The sequence below is a fragment of the Bradyrhizobium sp. genome, assembly GCF_049519115.1.
In the GTDB taxonomy this organism is placed as follows: Bacteria; Pseudomonadota; Alphaproteobacteria; order Rhizobiales; family Xanthobacteraceae; genus Bradyrhizobium.
The window spans coordinates 24452-42927 of the sequence record NZ_JBEKRB010000037.1 but is presented as its reverse complement, the minus strand read 5'-3'; the positions used below and the strand labels follow the sequence as shown (position 1 = coordinate 42927).

Here is an 18476-nt window from a genome sequence, read left to right as displayed (position 1 = left end):
CGCCTGTCTACAAATCCTTGGGGCCAGAACAGGAGCTTCATGTGTGCGGGATCGTTGGGCTTTTTTTGAAGGAACAGGATCTCCGGCCACGGCTCGGCAGCATGCTCGGCCAGATGCTTCAGGTGATGACGGATCGCGGCCCCGACAGCGCAGGCTTTGCTGTCTATGGTGAGGGCGCTTCCGATCATTTCAAGCTCACCGTGCGCGGCTCGAACCTGGCCAGCCTCTCCAAGGATCTTTCTGAAGCGTTGGGCACCGCTGTCGGTCTCACATTGCGTGATACTCACGCGGTGCTTTCGTTTTCCGACGAAGTGACTGGCAAGGTCCGCGAATGGCTTTCTGTGTACCGGCCTGACCTTGCGGTTATCGGCGCGGGCCACCGGATCGAACTTTACAAGGAAGTCGGTTTGCCCGCCGATGTCATTAAGAGATTCAACCTGCCGGAAATGGCGGGAACACATGGCGTCGGACATACGCGTATGGCGACCGAATCTGCCGTGACGACCGCGGGCGCTCATCCGTTTTCGACCGGTGCCGATCAGTGCCTTGTCCATAACGGGTCGCTTTCAAACCACCGCAGCGTCAGGCGAAACCTTGAACGCGAAGGACTGACATTCGCGACCGACAACGACACCGAAGTCGCCGCGGGGTTCGTGACATGGCGGATGAGGGAAGGCGACAGCCTCAAAAGAGCGCTTGAGGCGAGCCTCGGCACGCTTGACGGTTTCTACACCTTCGTCGTCGGTACCGAGAATGGTTTCGCCGTGTTGCGCGATCCGATCTCCTGCAAGCCGGCGGTGATGGCCGAGACCGACCGTTACGTGGCGTTCGGTACCGAATACCGGGCGCTCGCCGTCCTGCCGGGAATCGAAAAGGCGCGCATTTTCGAGCCGGAACCTGCCAAGGTCTATGCTTGGGAGCATCGTTGATGCCGGTTGTCGATCTCGCCGTTGCGCGGGTCCGTGAACTCAACAAGGCGCTTCATCAACTGCCGCGCAACACCAACGAAACCCATTGGATGGTGCAAAATCCGGCGGGTCAGCATTCGATTGCCGTCGGCATTGATGCACCAATAGAGGTCATGATCGAAGGACATGTCGGTTATTATTGCGCCGGCATGAACAAGGACGCCCAAATCACGATCAACGGAAACGCAGGGGTGGGCCTTGCCGAAAACATGATGTCGGGCGTGGTCCGGCTTGCTGGCGACGCCAGCCAGGCAGCAGGCGCCACCGGCCGCGGCGGACTCCTCATCATCGAAGGCAATGCATCGGCCCGTTGCGGCATCTCGATGAAGGGTATTGATATCGTCGTGAAAGGTTCGATTGGCCCAATGAGTGCTTTCATGGCCCAGACCGGCAATCTGGTCGTTCTGGGCGACGCCGGCGAAGCGCTGGGTGACTCGATCTATGAAGCGAGGCTATTTGTGCGGGGTGAGGTCAAGAGCCTTGGTGCAGATTGTGAGGAGAAGCCGCTTCGCAGCGAAGAGCGAGCCATCCTCTCGGATCTGCTGGACCGTGCAGGCGTGGATGTTTCCGTCGACTCGTTTCGGTTATTCGGGTCGGCGCGACGGCTCTACCATTTTCATGTCGACAACGCGTATTGATCGGAGAAGGAATGAGCGAAAATTCTCCGCCAACGCCTCCGCGATTTTCCGCAACATTCGACCGTTACGCGATTGCACAAATACAACGTGCGGCGGCGACGGGCATTTACGATATCCGCGGTGGCGGTGCCAAGCGCCATCTGCCGCATTTCGACGATCTGTTGTTCCTCGGCGCGTCGATGTCACGTTATCCCCTTGAGGGATACCGCGAGAAGTGCGGGACGGATGTCGTCCTGGGAAGCCGATTTGCCAGCAAGCCAATCACGATCAAGACTCCGGTGACGATAGCCGGAATGAGTTTCGGAGCACTGTCCGCGCCGGCCAAGGAAGCGCTGGGCCGCGGAGCGAGCGCAGTCGGTACGTCGACGACGACGGGTGATGGCGGCATGACAGTGGAAGAGCGCAGCCACTCAAAGATACTTGTCTATCAATATCTCCCGTCACGATACGGCATGAATCCGGATGATCTGCGCAAGGCGGACGCCATCGAAGTGGTGGTGGGACAGGGCGCGAAGCCCGGTGGCGGAGGGATGTTGCTAGGTCAGAAGATCAGTGCGCGAGTTGCCGAAATGCGCGATTTGCCGGAGGGTATCGACCAGCGCTCCGCCTGCCGGCACCCCGATTGGACCGGGCCCGACGATCTCGAAATCAAAATCGGCGAGTTGCGCGAAATAACGGACTGGGAGAAGCCGATCTACGTGAAGATCGGCGCTTCGCGGCCGTACTACGACACGGCGCTTGCAGCGAAAGCCGGCGCCGACGTCGTCGTGGTTGATGGCATGCAGGGAGGCACGGCCGCCACACAGGAGGTCTTCATCGAGAACGTCGGTATCCCGACGCTTGCTTGCATTTGGCAGTCCGTACAGGCGCTTCGGGATCTCGGTCTGCATCGTAAGGTTCAGTTGATTGTTTCGGGAGGTATCCGAACGGGCGCCGATGTCGCGAAGGCGCTGGCACTTGGTGCTGACGCGGTGTCCATAGGCACTGCGGCCCTTGTCGCGCTCGGCGACAACGATCCTGCGTTCGAGGACGAATATCGGAAGCTCGGTACGACCGCGGGCGCCTATGACGATTGGCAGGACGGACGTGATCCGGCGGGCATCACTACGCAGGATCCGGAACTGGCTTCCCGGCTTGATCCGGTCAGGGCTGGTCACCGTCTCGCCAACTACCTGTCGGTGCTGACATTGGAAGCCCAAACGATCGCGCGCGCCTGCGGCAAGAGCCACGTCCACAATCTGGAGCCGGAGGATCTGGTCGCGTTGACGATCGAGGCGGCCGCAATGGCCCGCGTGCCGCTGGCCGGCACGGACTGGATTCCGGGAAGCACAGGGGCGTCGTTTTAAATCGAGAGACGACTCCATAACTTGCATCATTTGGGCAGGACGCACATGGCAAACGATCTGGTTGAAACAGCTAAAGAACGCGCCATCAAATATTTCCTGATCTCCTACACCGATCTGTTCGGCAATCAGCGTGCGAAGCTGGTGCCCGCATCCGCGATCGGCGAAATGTCGAAGAACGGCGCTGGTTTCGCTGGCTTTGCAACATGGCTGGACATGACGCCGGCGGATCCCGATCTGTTTGCGGTGCCTGATCCGGAAAGCCTCGTTCAGTTACCCTGGAAGCGTGAAGTGGGCTGGTTGGCGGCAGACCTCTTCATGAACGGCAGACCTGTCGAACATGCGCCCCGCAATGTGCTGCAGGCTCAGCTGAAGAGGGCCCAGGCGGACGGCATGGAAATGAAGAACGGCGTGGAGTGCGAATTCTTCCTGATAGCACCGGACGGTACTTCGATCGCCGATCACGCCGACACCCAGGTCAAGCCGTGCTATGACCAGCAGGCGCTGATGCGCCGCTACGATGTCATCACGGAAATCTGTGATGCGATGGCTGAATTGGGTTGGCGTCCTTACCAGAACGATCACGAAGATGCCAATGGCCAGTTCGAAATGAACTGGCACTACGACAATGCGCTGGTCACCGCAGATCGCCACTCCTTTTTCAAGTATATGACGAAGGCTATTGCCGAGAAGCATGGCCTGCGCGCGACGTTCATGCCCAAGCCTTTCGCCAACCTGACCGGTAACGGTTGCCACATGCATGTCTCGATGTGGAAAGGTGACAGGAACGTATTTGCCGATGGTGCAAGCGAGCAGGGCCTTTCTCCGACCGGCTTGGCCTTTATCGGAGGGCTGATGCATTCGGCCGATGCGCTCGCCGCGATACTCAATCCGACCGTCAACAGCTACAAGCGGATCAACGCACCGCGTACCTTGTCGGGTGCAACGTGGTCGCCAAACTCTGTCACCTGGACCGGCAACAACCGCACGCACATGATCCGCGTGCCCGAAGGAGATCGTTTCGAGCTGCGTTTGGCGGACGGCGCCGCAAATCCTTATCTGATGCCTGCCGCGGTGCTTGCTGCCGGACTGGATGGCGTTGCGAACAAGCGCGATCCGGGCAAGCGGCTCGACATCAACATGTATACCGACGGCCATACCGTTGACGTCAAGAAGAGGCTTCCGTTGAATTTGCTGGATGCGCTCCGCGCGCTGGAGGCATCCGACGTGTTGAAGGGCGCGCTGGGCGAACTGGTGCCTTCCTATCTAAAGCTGAAACACGAGGAATGGAACAGTTTCGCGAGCCACCTCACCGATTGGGAACGCCAGACGACATTGGACTGCTGATCGCCGGATGTCCCGCCGCAGACGCCGGGCCCCCTGAAATTCTGACAACAAGGATCGTTTGCACTGGTCGTTCCGCCTCGGCCAAAAGCACTGTAAGGATGTGAGCTGGCATTGGCACCCACGAAGGGGCAGGGATGGTTGGCCGAATGGCAAAGAAAAGCAGCCGGGAGTCGAAACCGGCAAAGCAGAGGCGTACCGCGAAGGGAGGGACAGAGGACTTGCTCACCGGCTCGCTGGCGCCGGCGGATTTGCGAGCACGAAGTGTCGAGGAAGAAATCGGCACCGAAGTGCGCCGCCTGCGCAAGGGGCTCGATTTGACCGTCGCAGAGCTCGGAGCTGCGGCAGGCATTTCGGCAGGCATGCTGTCAAAAATCGAGAACGGGTCGATTTCACCTTCGCTATCGACGATCGGTGCGCTTGCGAAAGCGCTCAATGTTTCGATCAGCAGCCTGTTCGCCGAATCGGACGAACGGCGTGATTGCTCATTCGTTAAAGCCGGGCAAGGCGTACGCATCGAGCGGCGGGGCACCAAAGCCGGGCATCTCTACGATCTGCTCGGCCACTCCCTTGCCGGCGACATCGGCGTCGAGCCCTTTCTCATCACGCTCAAGCAGGATGCGCTTCCCTACACCAACTTCCGGCATGTCGGCGTGGAGTTCATCTACATGTTGTCGGGCAAGGTGCGATATCGTCATGCCGACCGGACCTATCTGCTTGAGGCGGGCGATGCCTTGTTTTTCGACGCGGCTGCACGCCACGGCCCGGAAGAGCTGATCAAGGCGCCGATGGAATATCTATCGATTATTATCTACCCGCGGCGCTAGCACTTCCGTCCTGAAGACACGGCGTGAAGTTGCGAGGGGAGCGAGGAGGCAAGATTATTTCCTCCTAGGATATTGAATTGACAAACAAGAAAAACTTTCTGATCATCGTCAGGCTTCGATGAGCGGGAGTAGCTCGCCTTGAATCGCCCCGTGCTGAAGCGATCAACCGGGTAAGGGGCCCATGGATCTCATTCTCAAAAATGCGCGCCTCGTCGGCGCCGAGGATAGCGTCACCGACATCGGCATCGACAAAGGCAAGGTTGTTGCGTTGTCGCCCGAACTTTCGGCCGACGGCGAGACCATCGATCTCGGAGGGCGGCTGGTTTCTTCAGGATTCGTCGAAACCCATATCCATCTAGACAAGTCCTGCATCCTCGATCGCTGCAAGTCGGATCGCGGCGATCTGGAGGAGGCGATCGCGGAGGCCGCCAAGGCCAAGCTGGCGTTCACGCCGGAAGATGTGCACGCGCGTGCAAAGCGAACGCTGGAAAAGGCGATCCTTCAAGGCACCACGCATATGCGCACGCATCTCGAAGTAGATCCCGGCGTCGGGCTGCGCAGCCTCGAAGGTGTGATGCCCTTGATCAAGGAATATGCGTGGGCGATCGACCTTGATATCTGCGTCTTTCCGCAGGAGGGCCTGCTCAACAATCCCGGCACGGACGAATTGATGATGGAGGCGCTCAAGCGCGGCTGCCGCGTGGTAGGCGGCGCGCCGTATACCGATAGCAATCCGCCCGGGCAGATTGATCGCGTGTTCGAGATGGCCCGCGAGTTCGACATCGACATCGACATGCATCTGGATTTCGGTCCTACCGCTGACAATATGGACCTTGAACATGTCTGCCGTCGTACCGACGAGCACAAATATGGCGGCCGCGTCGCGATCGGCCACGTAACCCGGGCTACCAGCCTTTCGATGCCGGCCTTCGAGGCAACGGCCAAACGGCTGGCGGATTCCGGGGTGACGCTGACGGTGCTGCCATCGACGGATCTGTTTTTGATGGGCCGCAATCACACCCATGATCACAACGTGCCCCGAGGCGTCGTGCCGGCGCACAAGCTGCTGCATCATGGGGTCAATTGTACGCTATCGAGCAACAATATCCTTAATCCGTTTACGCCGTTCGGCGACTGCTCGCCGCTCCGCATGGCCAATCTGTACGCCAACATCTGCCAGGTCGGTAAGCAGTCTGACATGAAGGCCTGCTTCGACATGGTCACGCGGCGTCCGGCGCACCTGATGCGTCTGAAGGATTACGGCGCGGCCGTCGGAAAATCCGCCGATCTGATCGTGCTGGATGCGGCCGAGCCGGCGATGGCGGTGGCGGAGTTGACGCCGGTGCTCTATGCCTTCAAGCGCGGTCGCCAGACGGTCTCGCGTCAGCCTGCCACATTGCACAGACCCCAATGATTCCAAACGACCCGCTTAACGCTTTCACGCGCCATACCCACGTCGCGCTTGACGGCAGCGGTACGGGCCCGCTCGCCGGTCTTACGATGGCCGTGAAGGATGTCTACGACATCGCGGGATATCGCGCCGGCAATGGTAACCCGGTCTGGCTAGAGACGCATGAGGCTGCCGATCGCACCGCATCGAGCGTACAACGCCTTCTCGATGCCGGCGCGCGCATGGTCGGCAAGACGCACACCGATGAACTCGCCTACAGTCTCAACGGCGAAAACATACATTACGGCACGCCGACAAATCCGAAGGCGCCGGGCCGCATTCCCGGCGGTTCGTCCAGCGGCTCGGCGGCGGCGACCTCCGGCGGCCTGGTGGATTTTGCGCTCGGAACGGACTGCGGCGGTTCGGTACGTCTGCCTGCCAGTTATGGCGGCATCTTCGGCATTCGGACCAGCCATGGCTTGATTCCGGCGGATGGGATCGTGCCGCTGGCGGCGAGTTTCGACACGGTAGGCTGGTTTGCGCGCACTGCAGAAATGATGCGGCAGGTCGGCGATGTCCTGTTGCCGCTGTCGGCGCCGTGGGCGCCAAAAACGCTGCTGATCGCCGCGGACGCTTTTGCGTCCGTCGATCCGGCGATCGTTCGCGCCTTGCAACAGCGAATCGACAAGACAAAATCTGTGTTTAAGAACGTGCGCGAGGTCAAAATCTACATCAGCGATCCCGCAGAATGGTCCGCACTGTTTCGCATTCTCCAGGGTGACGAAATCCGGGAATTTCATTCGGATTGGATCGATCGCCATCAGCCAGCGTTTGGGCCCGGCATTCGTGAGCGGTTTCAGTGGACGCGGACCATTGATCCGAACGAGGTCGCAAAAGCGAAGCCGAAGCGCGAGACGGTCGCGCAACATATGGCGCAGTTGCTCGGTGACGATTGCCTGCTTTGCTTGCCGACCGCGCCCGGCATAGCGCCGAAGCTGAATACGGCTCCGGAGGAGCTCGAGGCTTTTCGCGCGCGAGCCTTTGCGCTGTTGGCGGTCGCAGGACTCGCAAGGCTGCCACAAATCAGCTTGCCGGTTGGAACTCTCGACGGTTGCCCGATCGGATTATCGTTGATCGGTCCACGCGGCAGCGATCGCGGTCTGCTCGAATGGACCGCGGCCCATTTTCAATAACGCGGTGATCCCATCCTGTGGCGGACCATTTCACCATCATCCGGAACGGCCGCCTCGTCGATCTGCGCCGGCGTGAGGCGGCTCCGGCCGATATTTTAATCGAGGGCGACAGGATTTTGTCGATTGGTCAGGCGGGGATGGATGCTCCGGCGGCTGCGCACGTCATTGACGCCTCGGATCGTGCGATGATGCCGGGTCTCGTCAATGGGCACGTGCACGGCCACGGAACTCTCGCGAAGGGAATGGTCGGCGATCGCTGGCCACTCGAACTGTTCCTCAACGCGATGCCGGGAATGACCGGTCATCGAACCCTTGAAGACAAATATCTCAACGGTCTGGTCGCGGCGGTCGAAATGATCCGCAAAGGCTGCACGACCTGTTACGACCTGTTTTTCGAATTTCCGATGCCAAGCCGTGATGGTTTGGCCGCCTTGGGAAAAGCCTATCAGGATGCCGGCATGCGCGCCGTAATCGCGCCCATGCTTGCCGACAAGACGCTGTATCAGGCTTATCCGGATCTGATTGACAACGTTCCCGAGCCGTTGCGGGCGCAGGTGATTGCATTCCAGCTTGCGCCATACCAGGCGAGCGCCGATGCACTCGAAACGATATATGAGGACTGGTCGTTCGACCGGGAAATGATCCGTCCTGCGATCGCGCCGACCATCCCTCTGCATTGCAGTGACGAATTTCTGGTTCGCTGCCGCGACTTGGCGCGTGACTACGATCTGCCTTTGCAAACCCATCTAGCCGAGACAAAGACGCAAGCGATCCTCGGTTTGCGCAAATATGGCCGCACGCTAACGGCGCATCTGGATGCGCTCGGAATGCTTGGTCCCCATTTTTCCGCGGCGCATGCCATCTGGCTCGACCGCGACGACCTCGCCCGCCTGTCGGACAACGGTGCCTCGATGGTGCATGCGCCGGTGAGCAATATGCGTTTCGGCTCTGGCCTGGCACATCTGCGCCCGGCACTGGATCGTGGCATCAATGTTGGCATCGCGACCGACGCTGCCAACAGTTCCGACCAGCTCAACATGTTCGAATCTACGCGTCTCGCTGCGTTGATCTCGCGGGTCCAGACCCATGATTTCCAGCAGTGGCTGGGCGCAGACGAAGTCTTGCACATGGCGACCGTCGGCAGCTCCCGTGCCATGGGCCTCGGCGGCAAGGTCGGGGAGATCGCACCCGGTTTCAAGGCCGACATCGTGTTTCTCGATCTTGGTCACATCAATTACGTGCCTTGCCATGACTTGGTGACGCAGATCGTATTTACCGAAAATGGCGGGGCGGTTGACAGCGTCATGATCGGTGGCCGCATGGTGCTTGATCGCGGCCGGCTGACAACCATCGATGAAAAAAAGCTCAGGCGCGATGCCTCTGCTGCGGCCGAGCGGCTATTCGCCGTCAACGTGCCGGCGCGGTCATTCGCAAGAGATTTGCAATCGATTGTCGGTCATTTTTGCCGCAATCTGGCTTGTGAACATTATCACGTTCAACGGCTGGGAATGCCGCACGAATCCTGAGCAGGCCGCGGTTGAACCGTTGCCGACCTTTTGTCCTTGACAGCCAAATGACCCCAAGCCAGTATTCCTGCGAGGAAATCTTTTTTATTCGCAGTTGAGTGCCGGAAAGCTGCGTACAACCAGGGGAATGGTACTCATGAGTGTTACTGCACCGCGCGGCTCTTCAATTTCGTGGCGTCACGGACGTCGTTACCAACACGGCTTAGCAGCGATGCTTGGCTTGGGTCTGGTGGCGATATCCCCCGGGCTTGCGAGGTCCGCGGATGCCTATCTGCCGATCGTCATGCCGATCACTGGCTTTCTTTCGGTAGAAGGGGGCAGTCAGCGAAATGGTGCCGTGATGGCACTGGAGCACGCTCCTGGCGGCAAGACCATCGACTATCCGATCTTCGATACCGGCACCTCCGCTACTGGCGCGGCCACCGCTCTCGACAAGGCGCTGAGCAATGGCAAGCCGATCGCTGCTGCCGTGTCGGTGTTCGGCACGGAAATGATAGCGATGATGCCGGTCGCAGCCGAGTACAAGGTCCCGCTGCTGACCATTTCGGGCCTCGCCAAGATCACCGAGAGCGACAACCCCTATATCTTCCGTTTCCTACCTAATGACCGCGAGATCAAGGTCGCGCACGCGCGCTACGTGGTCGAAACGCTGAAGAAGACCAAAATCGCACTGATCAGCGACACGACGGCCTACGGGCAGGGCGGCTTTGCCTTGCTCAAGGAGGATTTCACGAAGCTCGGCGTCAAACCAGTCTATGAGGACTCCACAATCGCGCCTGACACCAAGGATATGTCGCCGCTGCTCTCGAAGGTGAAGGCATCGGGCGCCGACGCTATCGTCGTTCATTCGGTCGCCGCGCCGATGGCGCTGATCGTAAAGCAGGCAAAGGCTGCCGGCATCACGGTGCCAATCATCAACAGTTCGTCGATCGTCGAACCTACTGCGACGGCGCTATTCGAACCGGCTGAGCTCAAGGACGTCTGCGCCGAAACGCCGTCGGCACCGGAGACGCGTGCCACGCCAAAGATCAAGGAATGGGCGGACGCCTATAAAGCGAAGTTCGGAATTGAACCCGACGGTCTTGCGCTCGGCCAGTACGATGGGGTGATGATGGCGCTGACGCTGATCGCCAAGGGCGCGAAAACCCCTGAAGACCTGCGCGCGGCCTTGCAAAAAGAGACCTATGAAGGCGTCGCCATGACCTACAAGTCCAATGGCAAAGGCGATCTCTCACACGATGCCGAAATCGTCTGCTGGGATGGTACGAGCCGCATTCCGAAGGTCGTCGCGCACTATGCTGGCGCGGATATGGTGCTGAAATGAGCCCATTACCGGCCCGGCCGTGATTACGCTCCTTCAACTCGTAATCAACGGCTTGGCCCTTGGTGCAGCTTATGCGCTGGTCGCACTTGGCTTTGTCTTCATCGTCAATGCGACCGGCGCGGTTAATTTCGCCCATGGTGATCTGGTAATGGCTGGCGGCTACGTGGCTGTCGGCCTCGGTTCGCTCGCGCAAATCCCCGCCGTCTACTTCCTGCCACTCGTTGCTCTCATCATGTTCGTACTGGGCGTTGCGCTAGCGCTGCTTGCATATTTTCCTCTGATCAACCGGCCACCATCGACCGTGTTCATCAGTACGTTGCTGTGCGGTATCATCCTGCAAAACGCGTTTGTAGTTCTGTTCGGTCCGCAGGCACAAGCGGCTCCGCCGCTCTTGAAAAGCGGCGTCGCCCATGTCGGCGAGATCGAGATCAGCATCCAGGCAATGGGCACGATGGTGGTGGCCGCGATCCTCATCGCGTCGCAATATCTGCTCTTCACGCGCACGCAACTCGGACGCCGGCTGCGCGCGACCGCTGAAGACCGCCAGATGGCCCAGGCCGTCGGCATCCCCGCATTCGCGCTGATCGCTTCCACCTTCGGGCTGGGCACGGCGCTGGCTGGTATCGCCGGCGCGCTGCTTGCCAATCAGTTCTTTGTCTATCCGACCGGCGGCATCCCGCTCAGCGTCTATGCCTACATTGCTGTCGTCATCGGCGGATGGGGCAGTATCCCAGGCGCAGTGATCGGTGCCATGATCATCTCGCTGTTTCAGGTCGTGGTATCTGCCTATGTGTCGTATGCGGCAGCGACAGGTCTGCTTTACATTTCGCTTCTCTTGATCTTCGTGGTTCGCCCGCAGGGCATCTTCGGCGAGCGCGTTCAGCGCCGCGCCTGATCAGACGGGGGATGTCGGCTTTGTTCTCCTGGCTTCTCTCCGGCATTCGGCTCCCACTGGTTCTTGCGTCCGTCGCGCTCGTAATCTATGCGGTGTTTTTCGCTAACCCTTATGATATGCGGATTCTGACGCTGTGCGGCATCTATGTGCTGCTTGTGCTCGGCTTCCAGTTCGTCTTCGGTCATGCTGGCGCGGTGTCGCTTGCGCAGGCGACTTTCTTTGGCATCGGCGGATACATTACGGGAATCGTCGCCACGTATTTTGGGGCCGGCTTCCTGGTGACCTTCCCGTTGTCGATCGCAGCGCCGGTGCTGCTTGCTGTCGTCGTGGCGGTGCCGGTGCTCAAGCTCGAGGAGCACTATTTCTCGCTGGCGACGCTGGGCATAGGTCTTGTCGTACTGCTGCTGGCCATCCAGTGGAGTGACATCACGGGCGGCACCAACGGGTTGCCCGGCATTCCTTCGATCGATCTCGCCGGCCTCGTTCTGTCGGACCGCCGCTCGGTGCTGTATTTCGTTTGGAGCCTCGTTCTGGTCGGCTGCCTAATTTCCTATCAGGTGACTCGGGGCCTTTACGGTCGGGCCTTCCATCTCATGCGTGAAGATCGCGTCGCGGCGTCGGCGCTCGGCGTCAACATCGCTCATCTTCGGTTTGCCGCCTTTGTTCTTAGTGCCGCCTATGGCGGTGCTGCAGGCGCGCTGATGGCGCATGTCATCCACGTCGTATCGCCTGAGAACCTCGATCTCGCCTTGATGGTGACCTGTCTAACCATGACCGTGATTGGCGGCCGCACGCGAATTGCCGGTGCTATCTTGGGAGCCATCCTGATCGTCTTCCTGCGCGAGTGGTTTCGCGTTTTGGAAAACTATTACATGATTGCGTACGGGGTTGCGGCGCTGTCGGTCCTCATTCTCGCCCCCTATGGTCTTGTCGGAGCGCTCGAGCGGTTGCGTGTATTGTTGTTCGGGCATTCGCAGCGCCCGAAGCCCCCGTCGGTCTCGGAGCAGGCGCCGCAGGCTGCTCTTGCCGAGAAATATGATCATATTCTCGCCGCGCGCGATGTGACGTTGGGATTTGGCGGCGTGCGCGCCCTTGACGGTGTCAGCTTCGACTTGCGGGACGGCGAGATCGTTGGCCTCATTGGTCCCAATGGTTCGGGAAAGACAACGCTGCTCAACGTCATCTCCGGCCTTTATGTTTGCGAACACGGACAGGTAACCTTTCGTGGTCAAGACATCACCCGGTCTCCGGCCCATATTATTTCACGGCGCGGCATCGCGCGTACCTTCCAGCATATTCATCTAGTCGATGACCTGAGCGCCCTAGACAACATCGCGCTGGCACGTGCCGGGATCGACGGCACCGGGCTGTTCAAGTCCATCACGACGATCGGCGGCGACCGTCGGCTTGAACGGGCTCGCCGTATCGCGCTGGCCGCGGCCGAACGGTTGGGCATCGCCAACGTCGTGATGGAGCCCTGCGGAGGTCTGCCGTACGGTACGCGTCGCCGCGTGGAGGTCGCCCGCGCGATTGCGACCGGCCCGGCGTTGGTGCTGCTTGACGAGCCGGCCGCCGGCCTCAACGAACAGGAGCAACTCGATCTTGCCGAGCGGATCAAGACGTTTGCAGCTGACGGAATCACTGTGGTCGTGGTCGAACACAACCTCGTATTCCTCGCCGCGCTGGCCGAGCGCCTGATCTGTCTCGATCGCGGCAAAGTCATTGCCGCCGGATCGCCCGATGCCGTGAGGCGAGACCCCGGGGTCATCGAGGCTTACCTCGGATTGGGAGCGTCCGAGCCGCTTCCGGTCGCGGCAGGCGTGTCATGAGCGCCCTACTTGAAATAGACAAGCTCTGCGTCTGGTATGGACCTGTCTTTGCGCTCAAGGATGCCACGCTTTCAGTCGGTAACGGCGAGGCGGTAGCGCTGATCGGCGCGAACGGGGCCGGAAAATCGACCTTGTTTAAATCCATCGTCGGTTTTCAGCGCCCGAAGAGCGGGGCTTTGCGCTTTCTCGACCGCGACGTCATGGGACTTCGAACTGAACAGCGAATTCGCCTCGGTCTGGGCTATTCGCCGGAAGGTCGGCGTGTCTTTCCGGGCCTTTCGGTTCGCGAAAATCTGGAAGTCGCGATCTATGCAGGCAAGGCCGAGCGCGCGCGTCGACTTGATCGCGCCTTCACTTTGTTCCCGCAATTGGCCGCCCGACAGGAAGCGCTCGGTTGGCAGCTATCCGGCGGTCAGCAGCAGATGCTCGCAATCGGCCGTGCGTTGATGGGCCAGCCGCGGCTGTTGCTGCTCGACGAGCCGTCGCTAGGATTGTCTCCCAAGTTGGCGGACGAAGTGCTGGCGGGGATTAGGGGGGTCGTCAGGGATGGCACTTCGGTACTGCTGGCCGAACAAAATGTGGGCAAAGCCTTGGCCTGCTGTGACCGCGCTTATGTACTCGAAGTGGGCAAGATCGTACTGGCCGGCACCGCGGAAACCCTGCGGGACACCGAGGAAGTCAAGCGCGCGTTTCTGGGTGGTTGAAATGGCGGCACGGATGGACATTCAAGGGAGATAACGGATGTATGAAACCAAGTATATGCGGCGGGTTCTCGAACTCGCGCAACAGGGCATGAACACCGGTCACGGCGGGCCGTTTGGATCGGTTATCGTGAAGGATGGCGAGATTGTCGGCGAGGCCCACAACGAAGTTCTTTCCAGCAATGATCCGACGGCTCACGCCGAATTGCTCGCCGTCCGTCGCGCCAGTGCCAGCCTCAACACTTTCAATCTTTCGGGCTGCGAGCTCTATACCAACGGTGCGCCGTGTTGCATGTGTATGTCCAGCATGCTGTGGGCGCGGCTCGATCGCGCGTATTATGCCTTATCGATGGATGACTCGCGCGACATTGGCCTCGGCGATGAGCCGTTCTACGAAGAGCTAGCCCGTCCGCTCGATAGCCGAAAGATCATCCCGATGGTACAAAACAGGGAACTGGCCGGTGAGGCGCTGGCGGTATACGAAGCGTGGGTGGCTAAACCGGATAAAGTGACGTTCTGATATCCGCACATTGATCCGCTTTTCAAGCAATCAAAATCATTCTGGATCGGAGCTCTCAAATGACATTACGTTTTTCGCGGCGACAAGCTATCGTTCTTCCTGCCGGCATTGCGGTGGGAAGCCTCGTTGGTCGTTCCGTGCTGGCGGCGGAGCCGGTCAAGGTTGGCCTCGTAGCGGCGCTTTCTGGGCAATCCGCCAAGTCTGGCGAGGGGATCACGCGCGGTCTCACCATCGCCATCGACGAAATTAACGCCAAGGGAGGCGTGCTTGGCGGTCGGATGCTGGAGCTTATCCGCCGCGACGACGAATCGAACCCCGCCAAGGGTCAAACCGCCGCGCGGGAATTGATAGACAAGGAGGGGGTCTCCGTCCTGTTTGGGGGTATCGATAGTCCGGTGTCACTGGCTATTGTCCCGATCGTTAATCAGTCGCATGTGCCGTTTATGGGTGTTTGGGCGGCAGCAACGAATGTCACCCGCAATGGTGCTGACCCAAACTATTGCTTCCGAGTCTCGGCCGTCGACGTTCTGGTCGACCGCGCCTTGATCAAATACGCGATGACGAAATTCGGCGCTAGGAAGCCGGGCCTTATGCTCGTTAACAATGGATGGGGCGAGTCTAATTTTTCGGGTCTAACCGCGGCCGCAGAAGCCGCAGGCATCAAGCTTGCCGGCACTGAAAAATTTGACGACAAGGACGCCGATATGACGCCGCAGTTGCAGCGGCTGCGTGAAGCAGGTGCGGACACGATCATCTTGGTCGGAAATGCGGCCCCGGGAGCGCAGGTCATGAAGGCTTTGCAGAAGTCCGCGTGGACCGTGCCTGTGGTTTCGCACTGGGGAATCTCGGGCGGCCGCTTCCCAGAGCTTGCGGGCTCCTGGGCTGGGCGGGTGCATTTCGTTCAAACTTACAGCTTCTTTGGTCCACAAAACGATGTGGGCAAGCGCGTGCTCGCGGCGCTAATGGCAAAGTATCCCGACGTCAAGGGCCCTGGCGATGTCACGCCTCCAGTCGGTGTTGCTAATGCCTACGATGCCATGCAGTTGACGGCTCTCGCAATCACAAAAGCTGGTTCAACCGAAGGTCCCAAAATGCGCGAAGGATTCCTGGCCATCGATGACTATCAAGGGTTGATCAAGACTTACACGAAGCCGTTCACGAATGAGAATCACGACGCGCTCAACGAAAATGACTACGTTATGGTCCGTTACAATGGCGAGCAAATCGAACCCGTATCGGGATGATCGATGCCGTTGGCTGCGGCGGGGTTGACCTAAACCAACCGAATCAAACCAAGTGCTGCGCACCGCCGTCGCGGCTTTAGTTGTTAGTTGCCGAGGGACGGCACCGAAATGCTCGCGGTGATGGCTCAAAATCAGGCCGATCGATGGTTGATTACCTTCGGGTACCAACAAAAATACCAAGAGCCACCATGTCTGTTATCGAGGGCGCTTTTCCGACGTGATCGGTCTAGCTGACAATGTCGCTTCGTGGGGGTAAAGCGGACCTACCGCCGACATCGGGGCGGTGGCACAATGGATATGCCCCCCGAAAAAAGCCATACGTATCGAACCGGAAGCGATCGACTTGCTCCCGTCGTGCTAATGCTAACTAATGATTGGTCGCGTCAAAAATCTAATGTTCATCTGCCCGGTAACGCACGAAAACGTCCAGCACCGGATGGAGTGCGAGTACGGCGAGGGCTACGAAGCTGTTCCATGCATAGCCTGCTGCCGCGTCCATTTCATGGACAGGCAAACCGGCAAGCTGCGTTCAAGCGCCCGATGGTGGACGTATTCCGCTCGATCAGAGAGCAACACGAGAGCGAGTAAGACCGTAAAATTACGTAGTCAAAGCCTGACGCCTCTTAAACATGTCAGCTGATACCCATTTGTACATGGGCCTCTATGGCGAAGCGAAAGCCTCTCGACGGGACGCGAAGCTGTATCTCGAAATGATGACATACGTTCGCGCCGAATAGCAATTGAAGGTTCTATCCGATCTCTCTTAAGCCTGTGAAACAAGAGCCAAACGTTTTGAAGAGCGCGCAAAGTTCAACTGGGTCGCCTCAGTTGGCGTTCCCCTTCATTCGATCGAATGCCTGCATGTGGCACCAAACGAACCAACTGGGCTGACCTAACAATGTCCGTGGATGGATAGGCCAGAAGTCTCCCCCGAACTGTCAGGTAGACGCGGTTGACCCATTGCGGAAACCGGCGCCGGTCGCGGTGCCCCAAGGTCGTGAGCGCGCGGTAAACTGAAGCCTGCATACCCGTAGAAATACCCATTTGCAGAAATCCGATACGCATCTTCAGCTTTAAAAAAGTTACGCGCCGTAGTGTGGGGAACCGAGATCAGCGCTGAGCTCAATTTCAGCTCTTCGCTCCGACGGTGGCGAGGCGACAGCGCGTCGTCGGCGGCAACGATCAGCTTAGGAAGCCTCACCCAAACCAGCCTACGATGACCAACCTTCGCATCGCCGCAGGGCTTTACGAAGTGCTGCCAGATCGACAGTACAGAAAGAAATGTGAGTGATACAGGCATGAGTTCGGCAACACCCGTGCGCCAAGGAGGATCGCTTTGTTATGCAGGCGCGATCATCATTATGGTTCTGCTAAGTTGCACCCAAGCAGCTTTCGGCGCGGCGATAATCGGACAAACAAAAGTGGTCAGCGATATTCCGTATCATGCCGTTGCTGTCGACCAATTGAAGGCAGATTATCGACGGCCACTTGATATTCCCTTTCCCAAGCAAAACACATACACACTGAAGAAAGCTCTGCTTGGCCAGCAGCTTTTCTTCGACAGGCGATTGTCGAAAAGCTCAGCTCAGTCCTGTGCAAGCTGCCACGATCCGGGCTTTGCCTGGGGTGATGGTCTGCCGGTCGGCGTAGGCTACGGAATGCAGAAGCTTACCCGGCGTTCGCCGAGCATTATCAACTCAGCTTGGCGTGCCGCCTATCTGTGGGACGGTGGCGCCGCCAGTCTTGAGGAACAGACAAAGGGGCCGATTCAGTCGCCCACCGAAATGAATATGCCAATCGGCGAGCTCTTGGAGCGACTTGGATCTGTTTCTGAATACGGCCTGTTGTTTGACGCGGCGTTTCCGAACAAAGGGTTGAGCTCCGATACACTAGCAGAGGCACTCGCGACCTATGAGCGCACGATTGTCTCGCAGGAGGCGCCGTTCGATGTCTGGATCGACGGCGATGAAAATGCCATTTCGGAATCGGCAAAGCGCGGATTCGCTCTTTTTAACACCAAAGGCCACTGCTCCTCCTGTCACGAAGGCTGGAATTTCACCAACGATGGCTTCCATGACATCGGCCTGCCTGGCGCAGATCCCGGACGCGGGCGGTTTCTGCCCCGGGTTACAAAGATGAACCACGCCTTTAAAACTCCCGGGCTGCGCGAGATCGCGCGCCGCGGCCCGTACATGCATGACGGTTCGCTCGCAACACTCGAAGAAGTTATCGAGCATTATGATCGCGGTGGCATTGAGAGAGCAAGCCTTTCGGACCTAATCGTTCCTCTCAGGCTTTCAGAAGATGAAAAGCTAGATCTGATCGCATTCCTCAAGTGCCTTTCAAGCGAGCTAATGCTCACAACCGTGCCCACTTTCCCTCGTTGAGTTATCCAGATCGGCGGCGCTCCTAATGCGTGTAATTCCAATAGTCGTGGTGTTGGGGCTCTTTGGACCGTCGGCTTTCGCATTGGCCGCGAACCAAACAATCCATCAGGCGGGTCGTGTATTCTCGTCTGAGCTTACGAGTGTCCGAAAGGGCGAGCCGATCGCATTCCTGAATGACGACACCGTGCCCCATAATGTGGTGTCGGTGAGCTCCGGCAATGAATTCGATCTAGGATCGCAACGCCCTGGAACTTCCACCGAGGTGACCTTTACCAAGACGGGCGAAGTTCTAATTTTTTGCGCAATCCATCCACGGATGAAGATGACGATTGTTGTAACCGAATAGC

16 protein-coding genes are annotated in these 18476 nt (G+C 58.9%); all 16 read left to right on the top strand.

The genetic code is table 11. The features are described from left to right. Positions 1–41 precede the first annotated feature (41 nt). The 16 genes from ABSE61_RS24580 to ABSE61_RS24505 all read left to right on the top strand — a co-directional run bounded on the left by ABSE61_RS24580 (position 42) and on the right by ABSE61_RS24505 (position 18475). A complete protein-coding gene (locus ABSE61_RS24580) occupies positions 42–929 on the top strand; it encodes a class II glutamine amidotransferase (RefSeq protein ID WP_423873739.1) in 888 nt (295 codons plus the stop codon). Next, positions 929–1606: a GltB/FmdC/FwdC-like GXGXG domain-containing protein gene (locus ABSE61_RS24575; RefSeq protein WP_423873738.1), complete on the top strand. Its 678-nt coding sequence runs from the start codon at positions 929–931 to the stop codon at positions 1604–1606. The genes ABSE61_RS24580 and ABSE61_RS24575 overlap by 1 nt, the downstream gene beginning before the upstream one ends. A gap of 11 nt (positions 1607–1617) precedes the next feature. Next, a complete protein-coding gene (locus tag ABSE61_RS24570; RefSeq protein ID WP_423873737.1) occupies positions 1618–2952 on the top strand; it encodes an FMN-binding glutamate synthase family protein in 1335 nt (444 codons plus the stop codon). A gap of 45 nt (positions 2953–2997) precedes the next feature. Beyond that, entirely contained in the window at positions 2998–4296 is a 1299-nt protein-coding gene (glnT, locus tag ABSE61_RS24565; protein WP_423873736.1) for a type III glutamate--ammonia ligase, read from the top strand. A 146-nt stretch (positions 4297–4442) separates the two neighbouring features. Continuing rightward, the gene (locus ABSE61_RS24560) at positions 4443–5120 is read left to right on the top strand and encodes a helix-turn-helix domain-containing protein (protein WP_423873735.1); all 678 of its coding nucleotides are present in this window, start codon (positions 4443–4445) and stop codon (positions 5118–5120) included. Between the two features lie 181 nt (positions 5121–5301). After that, positions 5302–6534 carry an amidohydrolase family protein gene (locus tag ABSE61_RS24555; RefSeq protein WP_423873734.1) on the top strand — a complete coding sequence of 411 codons (1233 nt, stop codon included), beginning with the start codon at positions 5302–5304 and terminating at the stop codon, positions 6532–6534. Beyond that, the gene (locus ABSE61_RS24550) at positions 6531–7703 is read left to right on the top strand and encodes an amidase (RefSeq protein ID WP_423873733.1); all 1173 of its coding nucleotides are present in this window, start codon (positions 6531–6533) and stop codon (positions 7701–7703) included. The genes ABSE61_RS24555 and ABSE61_RS24550 overlap by 4 nt, the downstream gene beginning before the upstream one ends. A 17-nt stretch (positions 7704–7720) precedes the next feature. After that, a complete protein-coding gene (locus ABSE61_RS24545; protein WP_423873732.1) occupies positions 7721–9229 on the top strand; it encodes an amidohydrolase family protein in 1509 nt (502 codons plus the stop codon). A 136-nt stretch (positions 9230–9365) separates the two neighbouring features. Then, on the top strand, positions 9366–10553 hold the full coding sequence (locus ABSE61_RS24540; RefSeq protein ID WP_423873731.1) for an ABC transporter substrate-binding protein: 1188 nt from the start codon (positions 9366–9368) through the stop codon (positions 10551–10553). Between the two features lie 19 nt (positions 10554–10572). Further along, entirely contained in the window at positions 10573–11448 is an 876-nt protein-coding gene (locus ABSE61_RS24535) for a branched-chain amino acid ABC transporter permease (protein ID WP_423873730.1), read from the top strand. A gap of 11 nt (positions 11449–11459) precedes the next feature. Continuing rightward, a complete protein-coding gene (locus ABSE61_RS24530) occupies positions 11460–13277 on the top strand; it encodes a branched-chain amino acid ABC transporter ATP-binding protein/permease (RefSeq protein ID WP_423873729.1) in 1818 nt (605 codons plus the stop codon). After that, complete coding sequence (locus ABSE61_RS24525; protein ID WP_423873728.1) at positions 13274–13981, top strand: ABC transporter ATP-binding protein; 708 nt, start codon at positions 13274–13276, stop codon at positions 13979–13981. The genes ABSE61_RS24530 and ABSE61_RS24525 overlap by 4 nt, the downstream gene beginning before the upstream one ends. Positions 13982–14036: 55 nt before the next feature. Further along, on the top strand, positions 14037–14498 hold the full coding sequence (locus ABSE61_RS24520; RefSeq protein WP_423873727.1) for a nucleoside deaminase: 462 nt from the start codon (positions 14037–14039) through the stop codon (positions 14496–14498). A 59-nt stretch (positions 14499–14557) separates the two neighbouring features. After that, complete coding sequence (locus ABSE61_RS24515) at positions 14558–15742, top strand: ABC transporter substrate-binding protein (protein WP_423873726.1); 1185 nt, start codon at positions 14558–14560, stop codon at positions 15740–15742. A 1298-nt stretch (positions 15743–17040) separates the two neighbouring features. Then, positions 17041–18129: a cytochrome-c peroxidase gene (locus ABSE61_RS24510; RefSeq protein ID WP_423873725.1), complete on the top strand. Its 1089-nt coding sequence runs from the start codon at positions 17041–17043 to the stop codon at positions 18127–18129. A 25-nt stretch (positions 18130–18154) separates the two neighbouring features. After that, positions 18155–18475 (top strand): cupredoxin domain-containing protein, encoded by a 321-nt coding sequence (locus ABSE61_RS24505; RefSeq protein WP_423873724.1) that lies wholly within the window; start codon positions 18155–18157, stop codon positions 18473–18475. The last annotated feature ends 1 nt before the right edge of the window (position 18476 follow it).